Origin of the sequence: Phaeodactylibacter luteus (genome assembly GCF_007993045.1) — a bacterium.
Classification (GTDB): domain Bacteria; phylum Bacteroidota; class Bacteroidia; order Chitinophagales; family Saprospiraceae; genus Phaeodactylibacter; species Phaeodactylibacter luteus.
Genome location: NZ_VOOR01000006.1, coordinates 124,448 through 138,953, shown reverse-complemented (window position 1 = coordinate 138,953; position 14,506 = coordinate 124,448). Strand labels below are relative to the sequence as shown.

General features: G+C 54.2%; 7 protein-coding genes. All 7 read right to left on the bottom strand.

All coding sequences use genetic code 11. The annotated features are described in order from the left end of the window. Positions 1-38: 38 nt before the first annotated feature. The 7 genes from FRY97_RS04445 to FRY97_RS04415 all read right to left on the bottom strand — a co-directional run bounded on the left by FRY97_RS04445 (position 39) and on the right by FRY97_RS04415 (position 14,499). Positions 39-1,127, bottom strand: coding sequence for an endonuclease (locus tag FRY97_RS04445; protein WP_147166225.1), 1,089 nt, complete (start codon positions 1,125-1,127; stop codon positions 39-41). Between the two features lie 19 nt (positions 1,128-1,146). After that, positions 1,147-1,866 carry a hypothetical protein gene (locus tag FRY97_RS04440; protein ID WP_147166224.1) on the bottom strand — a complete coding sequence of 240 codons (720 nt, stop codon included), beginning with the start codon at positions 1,864-1,866 and terminating at the stop codon, positions 1,147-1,149. A gap of 504 nt (positions 1,867-2,370) precedes the next feature. Further along, positions 2,371-5,640 (bottom strand): VCBS repeat-containing protein, encoded by a 3,270-nt coding sequence (locus FRY97_RS04435; protein WP_147166223.1) that lies wholly within the window; start codon positions 5,638-5,640, stop codon positions 2,371-2,373. Then, complete coding sequence (locus FRY97_RS04430) at positions 5,633-8,917, bottom strand: VCBS repeat-containing protein (RefSeq protein WP_147166268.1); 3,285 nt, start codon at positions 8,915-8,917, stop codon at positions 5,633-5,635. The genes FRY97_RS04435 and FRY97_RS04430 overlap by 8 nt, the downstream gene beginning before the upstream one ends. A gap of 54 nt (positions 8,918-8,971) precedes the next feature. Continuing rightward, positions 8,972-9,550 carry a hypothetical protein gene (locus FRY97_RS04425; RefSeq protein WP_147166222.1) on the bottom strand — a complete coding sequence of 193 codons (579 nt, stop codon included), beginning with the start codon at positions 9,548-9,550 and terminating at the stop codon, positions 8,972-8,974. Beyond that, positions 9,537-12,812 (bottom strand): VCBS repeat-containing protein, encoded by a 3,276-nt coding sequence (locus tag FRY97_RS04420; RefSeq protein WP_147166221.1) that lies wholly within the window; start codon positions 12,810-12,812, stop codon positions 9,537-9,539. The genes FRY97_RS04425 and FRY97_RS04420 overlap by 14 nt, the downstream gene beginning before the upstream one ends. Positions 12,813-12,900: 88 nt before the next feature. Further along, positions 12,901-14,499 carry a RagB/SusD family nutrient uptake outer membrane protein gene (locus FRY97_RS04415; protein WP_147166220.1) on the bottom strand — a complete coding sequence of 533 codons (1,599 nt, stop codon included), beginning with the start codon at positions 14,497-14,499 and terminating at the stop codon, positions 12,901-12,903. Between the last annotated feature and the right edge of the window lie 7 nt (positions 14,500-14,506).

Genomic DNA, 14,506 nt, shown 5'->3' with positions numbered 1-14,506 from the left:
GGCAGCAAGCCGCCTGGGCCGTTTTATGAATTCCAACATTATTCGACGAGCAAGCGGACGGTGCCCGTCCATGCTCTGCCTGCGCCACTTAGGCGGAGTTGGCCGATGTAAATACCGGCTTGCTTTGGCGCTTCGACTTCCCAGGCAGAAGGCCCTTTGGGCAGCCCCTGCTCCTGAGGCCCTAGTACCGGCTGCCCTAACGTATTGTGCCATTGCAACGTCAGTGCCCCTGCTTCTGGCAGGGCCAGCTCTAAGGTGGTTGCCCCATAGGCGGGGTTAGGGAACAACAAAACCTTGGAAAGCTTCCCGGGCGCCACTTCCTCCACACTCACGGGCGGGGTACATGGAGGGACAACATCATCGCAATAGCAGCGGGTGGCCAGGGTACAATCGAGCACAAAAGGGTTGGCTTTACCCTGCTGATGCGGGGCGATCGCGTGGGTACGGTCCCACTCTTTTTGAGTAACCGGGTCTTCTGCCTGCCAAAGGCAGAGCGTAGTACGCTGGGCTTCAAAAAAGGATGGGTCGGCGGCTAAGGCTTCCTCCCGGTATACCGTATAGAAGTAGAACATAGCCCGGGCGACATCCCCTTTATGAGCATGCGGGGGCTCGAACAGCTGATTGCCCAGCTCGCTGTACTGGCCATTATCATCGGCAGGCTGACTGCTGAACTCACTGCCGTTGCCATACCACCTGATGGCCTGTGCGTCGGGCACCTCGCCAAAAGGGAATGAGCCACGGTCTGAATTGGCCTGTGCTTCAGTAGGGAAAAGGTGGTGCATATCCGCTTCTGGGATAAAACCGGATGCGCCCTTGCTCCTCGGCCAGGTGTGCTCTGTATTGATGCCTTGGTCAAAGGCTGTTTCCGTAGGGTCTTCGCCGGGGGCGATATAGGCAGCGAGGCCTGTATACACACAATATAGGGTGTCGTTGCTGGGATCGATCTCGCCAAACAATAAGTCCCGGGCTTCTCCGTAAGTCAGTACACTGGAAGGGCGGAAGTTGTCCTGTAAGGCTTGCAGCAAAGCATCTCCCTCTAAACCCGGCAGTATAGGCTGATGGAGCTGCCCGAAAGCAGAACTGAGGACGAAGATTCCTGCAAGAAGAAAAACTAGCTTATTCAACATGTGCTTTTATTGGAGCGCCTTAGCGCCCGGTGTATGCAGGCAGGGCAGCGCGTTCCCCCGCTACTGCCTGGTAAAAATCATATACGACCAATAGGCTCCCGCTGCTATCCTTTTCGGCAGCTGGCAGCCGGGCCAGGTGGGAAGGCAACAGCTCAGGCTCTTTTTCCATCATTTTGTAAATGGTGCGCATGACTTTCGCAAAGCGCTCCAAGTCGTGGGCGGCGGGGATGTCTGGGCTGCCCAAGTGCTGCAGGAACCGACGGAAGGTCTCCCCTTCATATAGGGTATAATGCTCTGGGAAGCGGAAGGCCAGGTAAAGAAAAACCATTTGGTAGCCATCGTCATGGTAGTGGCTGTTGTCCCGCCGTGCGGGGTGCTTGTCCTGGTACTCCTCGAACAGCATATTACAGTAATGGACAAACCGGCTGGCGCGCCCCTCCAGGGCTTTCTCCTCGTTGAAAAGGTCCAGGAACATGTGGCGGGTAAAATCAGGCTGCATGCGCATGAGCTCCAGCATCATCCGTTTGGGCTCATAAGCTTCCCGTTTCCAGAGGCGCCGGCTGGTGCTGTTTTTTAGGCAGGCATCGTACATAGCAGCCCATTCTGTAGCGTCCCGGTCCCAATTATTTTGGAAAATCCGTTGCGACTCCCAGATGTGCACCCGGGTGGCCTGTGCCTGCTCCGTTTGCAGGTAGGCTTTGTAGGCTTCGAAGTAATGCTTGATGCGCTTAAGTTGCATGTAGGGCGTTGATCATTTGCCGCAAAGATAAGCCCTTGTTGTGATTTAGAGCCTGTTTGGGCTTTAGTAATCGGGCTGTAAACAGCGCTTTTTGCTTATGCCTCGTTTCGCAAACCCTTCCTGCTTTCGTAAAAAGCGGGACTTGCCTAAGCTCCGTTTTTTGTGCCTTGCCCAAGGACTTGTTTGGGCTTCACACTTCGGGCAGCTCCTTATGGCCCCATGAAAACTAAGCGCCATCAAGGAGGTGAGGCAGCCACAAACAAGATATTTGATGGTGTTTATCCTAGGCGATCAAGCATCTTATTCCTAAGGGCCAAAGCGCTAACCGCACTGTGGTGGCGGGTATGTTGTATATCCAAATACCGCAGGCGCTTGGGCCTTCTGCTTGCCATGATGGGGCCGGGCTAGCGCTGCGGAGGGGTGGGAAGCCCGGCAGGGCCGAGCGAAAAGCGAGCCCCGTAGCATAGCGGCCTCCTGCCGTTAGGGCAGGAGGAGCCCCCAAGCTTACTCTACAATCAGGTAAGGGTAGCCGTTGTTGGTCACCAGCAGGAATTCGCCACCCTGCAGCTTGAGCAGTGCGCGCGCCTGCACATTCCTTGGCAGCGGCAAAGGGGCATGAGCTGAGAATGTGCCCGAAGAAGGGTCGAGCCCGCTAAGCACGCCGCCCTTGGCAGAAAGGCTGTTGCCCCGTACCGCAGCAAGCTCGCCCTGACTGCACACATAGTACAATTGCTGAGCGGTGCGGTCCCATAGCCAATCCTGCACTTTGCCGCGCTGCACTTCAGCAGGCAAGGGCACAGGCTCGTAGCCTCCGCCTGGGATGGACAAGAACGCCATAGACCGCAGCTCATTGACCTGCTTTGTCTCCACCAAGAGCTCTTGCCCGGCAGGCAACAGCTGTTCAAATTGGCTGACCTGGGCATAGGCGTCATAGCTTACAAATTCCCGCTTAAGCCCCGGCAGTTGGGTCAAGAGCTTATCCCTTGAGCCCAGAGGCACGTACCGGCCGAAATAATGGAAGAAGATAAGTGGGTCTACAAACCCATTTTCATCAAAATCTCCAAGGTATAGATAAGCAGGTTGTTCTGGAGAAGCTTGCATCAGGCTGTTGGTGCCCAGATTGCCAGCCAGGATGTCGGGCAGACCGTCCTGATTGAGGTCGGCAAAAGCCAAGCGGGACCAGAAACCGGCAAGCTCCGGTACGCGCTTTCCTTGTGGCAAAAACTCCAGGCCGCCCTGCCCGTCATTTTCCATGACCTGCACCGGCATCCAATCGCCGCATATAGCCAGGTCCAAATCCCCATCGCCATCAAGGTCTTGCCAGGCAGCATCTGTGACCATGCCAAAGCGGTACTGATAAGCGATCTCTACCCCAGTGCCCTGACGGTTTTTCAGCACAAAGCTATAGGGGGACAGCCCGTAGGAGCCTGTGATGGAGCGGGCGCCGACAAAAATATCTTCGTACCCATCTTGGTCGAAGTCGGCCACCGCCACTACACTGCCATTGGTATGGGGCAGGGAAAGCGGTATGCGGCGGAAATCCATCTGGCCGTTGTTGAGGTAGATCCGGTCCTCCAAGGCTTTGTCCAATTCTTTAGCGACGCTGCCCCCGCTGGCCACATAGAGGTCGAGGTCGCCATCCTGGTCAAAATCAATGGTGGCTATGCTGACGTCCTCATAACGGGCATCGCGGTTGAAATCTGCTACCTCCAGGTTTTGGAAGCTGCCATCTGAGCCCCCTTTGAGCAGCCGGAGCGGGAAGCCGTGTGCACCGCCTAGGACCAAGTCAGGGATACCATCCGCATCAAGGTCTTCATAGAGTACAGCCGGCCCTTCGCGGGAAAGCAGCTCTGGGATAAGCTTTTCATTTTCATCGTCCTGGAAAGGGTTTTCTTCATGTAGGAGGGGCAATACCCGAAACTGCCCTTCTGTTTTTACGGCAGCCCCTGCTACAGCAGGCACAGGCTGGCTGTTGGCTGATTTTTGAACCTCCAGGAGCTCATTGACAGTCAGGTTGGACAGGAGCTGCTGAGCCCCGTCTGGCCAGATGATACGGAGGGAGTCGACCTGTTCGGTTTGGCCCAGGCCCAAATGCAAACGGTAAGAAGAGGACGACTGATAGCCCCTTACGACTTGGAGCTCCTGAAACAGCTGTTGCCCGCCTGCGTATGCAAAAACCTTTGTGCCGAGCACTGTTTTCTGGCTTGGGTCAGACAGGGACAGGCTCAGCGCATTGCCTTTGCGTGCCTCCGGCTTGCATTTGAGGATAGCAGCAGGCTCATTGATGTTGTTGACTACCACCTCTAGCACACCATCCAGGTCGAGGTCGGCAAAGGCAGCGCCATTGGAAAAGCCAGGGTTGCCCACTTTCGCCTCATTGATGGAAGAGAACTCGAGGTCTCCTTTCTGCAAGAAGAGGATGTTGTTCAGCTTTTGGGAAGGCAGTTTTTCAATCAGCCTGCGGGTGCGCTCGGGGTCCTCTTCGCTGTACTTGGCAATGGCCTCGCTATTGAGGTAGTTGATGTAATCCAAGTCATTGGGGCGCTTGAGGATGCCATTGGTGATGAAAATGTCCTTGCGGCCGTTGTTGTCAAAATCTTGTAGAAGGACCGCCCAGCTCCAGTCGGTAGCGAAGGTCCGGGTCTGTAGGGCCAGGTCGGTGAAGTGCCCCTGCTGTGAATTGAGCTGAAGGTGATTGCGGGCGTATTGGTTTTCAAAACCCAGCTCTGCTTTTATGCGCTTGAGCTGATCCGTATCTTCCCCTCCTGATTTGAGGTAGACGCTTTCGTCAAAAGGGAGCATATCCGTGCTGAACAGGTCAGGGTAGCCGTCGTTGTTCAAATCGGCAATATCGGCGCCCATACTGAACTGTGTGGTATGATCGGCCCACTGCCTTATCGCCTCTGTAAAGGTCTTGTCGCCATTATTGAGGTAGAGGTAGTCATTCTCGTGAAAATCGTTTCCGATGTAGATGTCGGTCAGGCCGTCGCCGTTCAGGTCGGCTGCTGCAATGGCCAGCCCGTAGCCAAGGGGGCTGCTGTATATGCCAGTAGCCGCCGTGACATCGACAAAGGCGCCGCCTGCCTCATTGACTCGGTTCTCAAAAAAGCGGTCGCCTGCCCACTTGTCGGTTTCCTTGCGTTTCTTGGTAGTGCCATAGCTGCGTACGGAGTGTACGTTATGATTGAGCAAGTAGAGGTCGAGATCGCCATCCTGATCATAATCCAGAAAACAGGCTTGCGTGGAATACCCCTGAAAGTCCAGCCCGTAGGCTTTGGACTCCTCCCGGAAAGTACCGTCCTTTTGGTTGATGTACAAAAGGTTGTGGGCGGCCGGCATGACGCCTACCCCTACTTTGCAGACGTAGAGGTCGAGATAGCCATCGTTGTTCACATCTGCAAAAGTTACCCCAGAAGACCAGGCGTCATCTGCAATGATGCCTGCCTGCTGTGTAATGTCTTCAAACTGCAAGCCCCCTTTATTGAGGTAGAGCCGATCGGGTTTTTCATTAGCGGTGAAGAAGAGGTCTTCCAGGCCGTCATTGTTGATATCGCCCACAGCTACTCCCCCGCCGTTGTAGTAGTAGAGGTATTCGATGATGTTGCGGCGATCGCTGCGGGAAAGCTCGTTCACGAAATCTATGCCCGTTTCTTCCGGGCCAAGGCTTACCATAGTGCCCACAGAAGAGGCTGGGGAAGCAGCTTCCCCACAACCAAAGGCTGCAAGGGCCAGAAAGGAGCAAATGAGGGTATAGTTTAAAAGGTGGCTATTCATAATTGAGTTGATAAGTCACAACGGCATCGTTGTTGCGGAAAACATAAACCCTGCCGTCTACAAATTGAAAATCACGGATTTCGCCTTCTACAGAGAAGCCCAGTTCTACCGAACGGTCAGAGAATACCCCTTTCCCGTCGTTGATGAGGCACTGCCCATAGGAGGCGTCATAGCGCCCCAGCTCCGGCTGTACCTTGAAGAGGTTGCCGCCGGTCAGGAGGTCGGGGTAACCGTCTCCGTTCACATCTGCAGACTTGATGGCATACACGGGGCTAAACTGTGTGGTAATGGGCAGAGGGGCAATCTCGAAAGCCCCTTCGCCCTGATTGCGCAGCAAGACTGAGCTCAGCAGCTGTACTTCCTGCACATCGGCACTAGCCAGCTGCTCCGGGCTAAATATCTGCTCCATATCTTGATCTTTGAAAGAATCAAAATCAGGATATTTCTTTTGGAGGAAGCGGAGCTGTTTCAGCAGGTTGTGCCTGAGGGCGTAAGGGTAATCTTTGCCGTTTTCAGCATTAAAAGTCAGTATGCTTTCTGGGAAGCTGTTTTGATCAAAATCGCTGTAGTACAACCGCAAAGGGTGGGCTTCGCTAGCGCGCAGGCGGCTATTGGTGCCCAGGTTGCCCAAGGCCAGGTCGAGATCGCCATCCAAATCCAGGTCAACAGTTTCTAGGCGGTTCCAAAGCCCGCCAGAGGGGAATGACAGGGCTGCTTTGCGGAGCTGCGTGCCATCGTTCAGCAAGAGCTGTACCTCCATGAACTCCCCGACTATGGCCAGGTCGGGGCGGCCATCGCTATTCAAATCAGCCCACTTAGCATCCGTGATCATGCCCATGTCCTGAAAAGCGGGGTAATAGGCAGCTGATACATCTTGGAAACGGCCCTGCCCGTCGTTTTCTAAGAGATAACCGGAGCAGCGGGCGCCATACTTCCCAACCTTAATACGCTCTCCAACAAAGAGGTCCAGGTCGCCATCTCCATCCATATCTGCGGAAGCGACCGCCAGGGTGCTCAGCTTTTTATCGTCTGGGAAAACCTGTACAGGCTCCCCGAACCGGCCTTGCCCGTCGTTGAACAGCAGGTAGTCGTGGTAAAGGGCGGAGAACTCGGAAATCTCCACGCCCCCGCTAGCGATGTAAAGGTCGAGGTCTCCATCGCCATCGGCGTCGAAGAGGTGGGCTGCTACATGCTCGGCGTCAGCCGGAAGGGCGCTCAGTTCGACAGGCTCGAACCCGCCTTTTTGCAGCCCAAAATAGACCATGCTTGACATCCCTTTGGGCCCGGGGATGACAAAATCGGCTAAGCCATCGCTATTGAGGTCGCCGGTAGCAGTGCGGGGCCCTTCATTGCTGTGCCCGTGGTATACCAGCCGCTCGCGGTTGAAGTCAATGTAACGGTTTTCTATATGTGTATAGGCCATGGCATTTTTGATTTGCCTAAGCTGCTGCACTGCTGATGCGGCTTCCGTTTTCAAATCTACCGGCTGGCCGGTTTCGGAAGATATGGTGAGGGTTTGATTGGCCTTGACCGGCCCCAATTGGGTGACCTTGCCATCTGGCCAAATGATGTCCACTTCAGCTTCATCAGCCGACCCCAGGCCCAGGACGACTGCGGGGTCCATGCTAGACTGAAACCCTCGGGTGGGCTGGTTTTCGGCCACCCAGGTATGCTCACCGTGCTTCAGCCTTATCTTGCTGCCAATGGCAAAGGTGTTCATGCCTGTACCGCGCAGATGGAACTTCAGGTAGTTGCTGCCCGATTGTTGGTTTTCATAGACAAAGCAAGGCATATTGACGTTGTTGACAATCAAGTCGAGATCGCCGTCGTTGTCCAGATCGCCATAAGCTGCACCGTTGGAGAAACTGGGGTCCTGCAGCCCGCTTTCAGGGTATTTCCGGAAGGAAAGCCCGCCCTCGTTGCGGAAAGCATGGTTGGGCACCTTATTGGAAGGGATGATATCGATGAGCTTTTTGAAATCTACCCCTTTATCACTGATGATGGACTGTATGACCGATTCGTTGGCCACATACTGCAGGTAGTCCTGATCGGTGAGGTCTTTGTAAATGCCATTGGCAATAAAGAGGTCCTTGTAGCCATCGTTGTCCATATCAAAAAACAGGGCGCCCCAGCTCCAGTCGGAAGCCTCCACGCCCAGCATGCGGGATACCTCGCTAAAAGAGCTGTCGCCCCGGTTGAGGTGGAGCACATTGCGGGTAAACTGATGATGGTACCCATTGGCGGTATTGTACTGGTACTTGTCCCACCCCTCGAAGGTCGTCACCGTTTTGAGGCGCTGATAGTCAGAAGGCAGCATTTCGGTCACAAATATATCCTGATGCCCATCGTTGTTGATGTCAGCCATATCCGCCCCCATAGAAGCCCCACTGATGGATTTGATCTGATTGACCAGGTCTTCTTTGAACGTGCCATTTTGCTGATTGATGTAGAGGTAATCCCGCTCAAAGAAGTCATTGGAAATGAAGATGTCCTCCCAATTGTCGTTGTTGACATCCCCTACGGTCACGCCCAGGCCAAAGCCAATGACGCTGCCGTAGATGCCGGCTTGTTCGCTCACATCCGTAAACTGCCCCCCGTCGTTGCGCATGAGCTTATCTCCGCCGAGCTCGTCCCGATTGGGGCGTTCATTTTTGCGGAGGTTGAAGCTGCCGATGGCCTGGAAGGAGTTGTTGAGGATGTAAACATCGAGGTCGCCGTCTTTGTCATAATCAAAGAAGCTGGCATGGGTAGAATACCCTTTGTCGTTGAGGTTGTACTCGGCAGCCATTTCCTGGAATTTCAGCCCGCCCTGATTAATGAAGAGCTCGTTCTCTTTGTTGTCGCCCGCTACATCCCCAGAATTGCAAACGTAGATGTCTAGCAGGCCATCGCCGTTGACGTCAGCCATAGTGACCCCAGTAGACCAAGCGCGCTGCCCTGCCACGCCGGCTTGGGCGGTAATGTCCTCAAATTGCATCTCCCCCTTATTGAGGTAGAGCCGGTTGGGGCCTTGGTTAGAAGTCAGGTAGACATCAGCTAGCCCATCGTTGTTGACATCTCCAATAGCCACTCCTCCACCGTTGTAAAAATTGCGGTATTTGTAGACGTTGAAGTTTTCGTCATAGGCCAGGTCATTGCGGAAGGAGATACCGGTCTGCGTACTGTCCAGAAGGGCAAACAGGGGGCTAGCGCTGCGCTCCGGCGCTCCGGGCTCTGTTGGGCTGCAAGCCTGCAGCAAAAGCAAGAGCGGCATTATCCAGGTTAAACTTCGCATCATCATCGCTTAAGTTTTTGGCAGGGGCCCGGCCGTGCCAGCCTCTCCCCCACCCGATCACTTATTGAACTTATACCGTAAATCTTCAATACGGACGAGCACATCTTTTTTGTTCTTCGGGTACATCAGTATCTGCCGATTCCCGTCAATTTTCACCAGTGCAGGATGGTCTAGGTGCTCTACATCTATTTCAATGAACTCATTGCCGGGATACCCTTCCATATACTGCCGCCTGAGCACCTGTAGCAAGCTGTCAGACTGCCGTTCCCGGTTCCAGGGGGCCCAGGTGATGTAAGAATAGGTCATTTCCATGCCCCGCATGGTATCATTGTCATCAAACACCCCATAGAAAAGCATTTCTTTGGCTTCTGAGGCGTTGCCAAGGGAGTCCTGATCGGCTACATAGCGGGCGGTGCGGTTGCCCGACCCGGCAAGGATGACCTGCTGCTTGTTCAACTCCCAGCAGGTAGTATAAAACTCTTTTTTGGTCTGCCCCATCCGCATATCAAAAATGAGGCTGTCTTGCAGCAGCCCGCTGCCCAGCTCGCGGTTTACATACTGCTGATACTCCGACTCGCAGCCAGATAGCAAAAGCGGCAACAGCAATACGCCATAAAAATGATTAATCCATTTCATACCACTGAATTTTCCCATTGTTTATTCCGACAACTATTTTGTTGGAGCCTATGCGCGCTATGGTGCGCACCTGCCCATCTATCTCCAAGTTTATGCATTTAGGGAAACGGACCCCTTCTGCCGTACGCTGCCCTTTGCAGAAACAGCCTCGGCTGGCATCCTGACGGCCGAACTGTGGCTTGTAACGGTAATCATTGCCCCCGAGCAGTAGGTCGGTTATGCCATCCTGATCGATATCCTCAGCCAAAATAGCGTGCACGCTGCTGTACTGCGCGGTGCGTGGCAGGGGCTCTAGCCGGAACTGGCCTGCCTCGTTCCACAGTACAACGCTCCTGCGCTCTTTAAGGTACAAACGGCCAGCTTGGGCCAAGTCTTCGCCAGGGATCAAAGCTTCCAAGGGGGCTTTTGAGAAGCCCTCGTAAGTCCGGTATTTTTTCCGGAGCACCGGCATCTGCTTGTAAAGCTCATCAATATCATGTACAGGGAAGTGCCCTTCAGGGGCAGCGCGGCAGGCCAGCTGCTCTATGGTGCCGTTGTGGTCAAAATCAGCAACAAATACGGTGAGGCCTTCGCCGAAAAAATTGTTCTCGCCCAAGTTGCCCAGCACAACATCCATATCCCCATCCCCATCCAGGTCTACAGTTTCTGCTGTGTTCCAAAGCCCATCAGTATCCTTGAGGGACTCCCGGCGGAAGGTGCCCTGCTCGTTGTACAATACAGTAAGGGGCATGTACTCGCCCGCCAGCAAAATATCTGCCCAGCCGTTATTGTCCCAATCGCCACAAGCCATGGCGGTGATCATGCCCATCTCCTCCTGCGGCGGCCCTTCTGCCAGTGCAAAACGGTTGCCCCCTTGGTTGAGCCAGATCAGGCATTTGCCCGGAAGGCCATAGGTATTGACCTTCATAGCCTCGCCCACTGCGACATCTAAACGCCCATCATTGTTTAAATCGGCTACTGCGGCGGCGCCAGTTGAGAGCGGGTATGGAAAGGGGAATGCCTCAGGAGCCGGTGTAAAATGCCCCTGCCCATCGTTGAGGTAGAGGATGTCGTGCAGCTCAGGGGCATAGATGGAAAAAGCTTTGCCGCCATGGGCAACGTACAGGTCCAAATCGCCATCCTGATCGCTATCAAAAAACCGGGCATCTGTCACTTCGGAGCGCCGGGCCTGCTCAAAAACTAGGGCTTCTTCAAAACCGCCGTCCATAGCGAGGTACAAACGAGAGGGCTGGTTCTTGCCGCCTCCGGCAAAAAAATCGGCTTTCCCATCCCCATTTACATCTGCGGTACGGAGAACTGGCCCTTTCCCCCCTGGCATGGACAAGAGCATGCGCTCCCTGCCAAACAGGTTGAGGCTGACTTCTTCATGCTCAAAAATCACGGGGGGGGCGGTAGGCGTCAGTACGGCGGCCTGCGGCTGTCTAAGCGCGGGGCGGCCCGCCTCCGTGCCTTCTGCATAGCGGATGGTGTACTGCTGCCCGGCGGCAAGGCCCCGCCGGGCACTCACTTCGCCATTTGGCCAGATTACGAAAAGGCTGTCTACCTGCTCTTCTCTGCCCAGGCCAAAAAAGACAGGCACAGCGGAACAGCTCTGAAACCCTTTGGCCGGATAATACTCAAACAGGCTTTTTAGAGCGCCAGCATACAGCAGTACTTTGGCACCGATCGCCTTTGTGTTCTGCCCCTGATATTCTAAAGCGACCGAAATGCTGTGGGCATCCTCCCGGCTGCTGTTGTTGCGGTAAATGGTGGCTGGCTGATCTACGTTGTTGACCACAAGGTCCAAATCGCCGTCGTTGTCTAAGTCGCCATAAGCACTGCCGTTGCTGAAAGTGGGCGCAGCAAGCCCCCACTCAGGCGTTTTATAGCTGAACCGCAGCTCGCCCTCATTTTTGAATATGGCATTGGGCACCGGAGATGAGGGCATAATTTCGATCAGCTTTTTCAAGACTTCCTCATCTTCGGCCATCATTGCCCTAACCTGCACTTCGTTGGCCATATAGTTGAGGTAATCTTTGTCGAGCAGGTCAGACCGGATCCCGTTGCTCACGAAAATGTCGCGCAGCCCGTCTCCATCATAATCCTGCATGAGCGCAGACCAGCTCCAATCGGTGCTTTCCACTCCGGCCAGCCGGCCGAGCTCGGCAAATTGAGCCCCGTTGTAGTTTTTGTGCAGCACATTCCTGGAAAACTGATGGTGATACCCTTTGCTGACGCTCAGCTTGTACTTATCCCACTCTTCGTATACCGCCTTGGTCTTTTTGCGGTCAAGCGAGCGGGGCAGCATCTCCGTGACGAAAATTTCGGAGAGGAGGTCATTGTCCAGGTCGCAGGCATCTGCCCCCATAGAGCCCATAGAAAGGGAATAGAAACTGCTGTCGGACCGCTCAGAAAAAGTGCCGTCCTGGTTGTTGAAGTAGAGATAGTCTTTTTCAAAAAAATCATTGGAAAGGAAAATATCGGGGTAGCCATCCTGGTCAAAATCCGCTAAGGTGATGCCCAGCCCATAGCCAATACTACTGGAATAGATGCCAGCCTGCTGGGTGACATCCACGAATTTCCCATTCCGGTTTTCGAGCAGTTTATTGCCCTCAGGGTCGTATTGGTCCCGGAGGCCTTCCTGCATGTCGAAGCCACCGACGGAGCGCAGGGAGTTGTTGAGCAGATAGCAGTCGAGATCTCCGTCCAGGTCGTAATCAAAAAATGCGGCCTGAATGGAGAGGCCGGTAATGTCCAGCCCATAGTCTTTTGACTGTTCGCTGAAAGTAAGGTCTCCTTGATTGATAAAGAGCTCGTTGTGCCGGTTGGGGCCACCGGGCTTGCCAGCTTTACAGGCGTAAATATCCAGGAGCCCATCACCGTTGAGGTCTACAAAACTGACGCCGGAGGTCCAAACCCCTTCACAAGCAACGCCCGCCTGCTCTGTAATGTCTTCAAACTGTAGGTTGCCTTTATTGAGGTACAACTTATTGGGGCCCAAGTTGCCGGCGAAATAGATATCGATCAGACCGTCGTTGTTGATGTCGCCTAGGGCGACTCCTCCCCCGTTGTAGAAATTGCGGTAGGTATAAGGGTTGTACGCTTCGGTATAGTAGAGGTTGTTGGCAAAGCTGACCCCGGTTTCATCGGGGCTCAAAGCGGTAAAAAGCGTGCTGGGCTGTTCTGCCGAACAGGCGCTCATGGCCAAGATGCAGGCCAGGCTGCTCCTCCACAGTATGCGGGCAGGGGTTGCGCGGGCAAATAGGGGCGGAGAGTGTTTCATGAGGACTTCAGATAGGGATAAGAACAAGTATCCCGAACGCTCTAGACCAAGAACGTTCGGGATGACTAATTATTCAGGGTGCAACAGATTAGTACCCTGGGTTCTGTGTCAGGCCACCGCCTGAATTGATTTGCTCCTGAGGGATAGGGAAGATGTTTTTGAATGGCTCAGAAACAGGCTTCTCCCACCAAGTGTCATTGTAACGGCCAAAGCGGATGAGGTCGGTACGGCGAGCCGTCTCTTGGAACATTTCCCGACCACGCTCAGCCAGGAACTCGTCCTCTGTCAACTGCCCATTGTAGGGGTCAACGCCAGCACGCTCACGCAGTACGTTTACGTCAGCCTCAGCTACAGCCCAGTTGTCAGCCTGACGGGCACGCGCTTCAGCACGTATCAGGTAGAGCTCTCCCAAGCGGACGATAGGGAAGTCGTTGTCCATTTCGGCACGGCCAAACTGCTTGAAGCTGAACTTAGCTGGGCGTGCACCCGCTTCGCGTGAAGAGTTAGGGGCCAGCTCGTTGATCTCAGGCGTATAGTTGAGCTGAATGTCATCATCATCGGCAGCATAGTCGAGCAGTGCAGAACCGCTGAAGTCTAGCTGTGGGCCAACGATGAAGCTCGCCTCCTTACGCTTATCGCCATCCTCGTAAGAGTTGTAGAACTCTTCGACCGTGGCATAGCCATTCCATGGCTGTTCCTGGAAGTTGAAAGTAAACTGGCTGGAGTAGTGCAGGTTCATCTGGCTGAAGTTCATACCTGGGCCGTTCACCTCGTCATAACGGACAGAGAAGATATGCTCAGGATTACCTTCGTTGTTGGCTGCAAAAACCGCCGCATAGCCATCAAGGGTAGCGGGGTCTGTAGTAACATCCGGACGCCTGCCCAAGTTAGGGACAGAGCAGCCCTCGTCACAAAGCACATAAACACCGCTGTCAATTACAAACGAAGCCGCAATTTCTGCTTTGTCATACATAGGCATGCCCGTGTAAACTTCAGCATTGAGGTAAAGCTTTGCCAACAGGCCGAGCGCACCGTAGCGGTTCATGGTATAAGCCGAGCCACCGTCAGCAAGCGGGCTTGCAGAAAGGTCCATGTCAGCAGTAACTTCAGAAATGCCCAACGCAGCAAGCAGCTCGCTCTCAACAAAAGCAAAGACATCTTCGCGGGAAGCTTGAGGAGGATCGGTATCGTTCTCCGTTACGAGCTTCACCCGGCCATAAGAGTCGAGCAAACGCCAGTAGAAGTAAGCACGTACTGCACGAGCTTGAGCCACTTCTGACTCGTTCAGGTTGCCGCTCCCGAGGTTATCGTTGGCGGTAGCAATCGCGTTGTAGGTAGCTACCCACGCGCCATTGATGAACGGGTGGTTGGCCGTGTAAGTGTGCTGATGCAGGCGGATCAAATCGCCGCCATCGAACCAGTCGCCACCTTTGGCACCGATGAACATCTCATCAGTTGTGATCTCCTGTATGGAGTAATAACCGCCATGATTGGCAGTTCCGGAGTTGCGAAGCTCTGCGTAGAGGGCCGTAAGTGGGCCATCGCTACCTCCTGGGCCGTCAACATTGACGCCATCTTCAGAGAAATCTTCAGTAATATCGCCGACCAGATCTTCTTCCAAGTCAGTACATGCGACAACCAGAAGACCCAGGCTGAAGATTATGGAATACTTAAAAAGCTTAATCATCACCTTT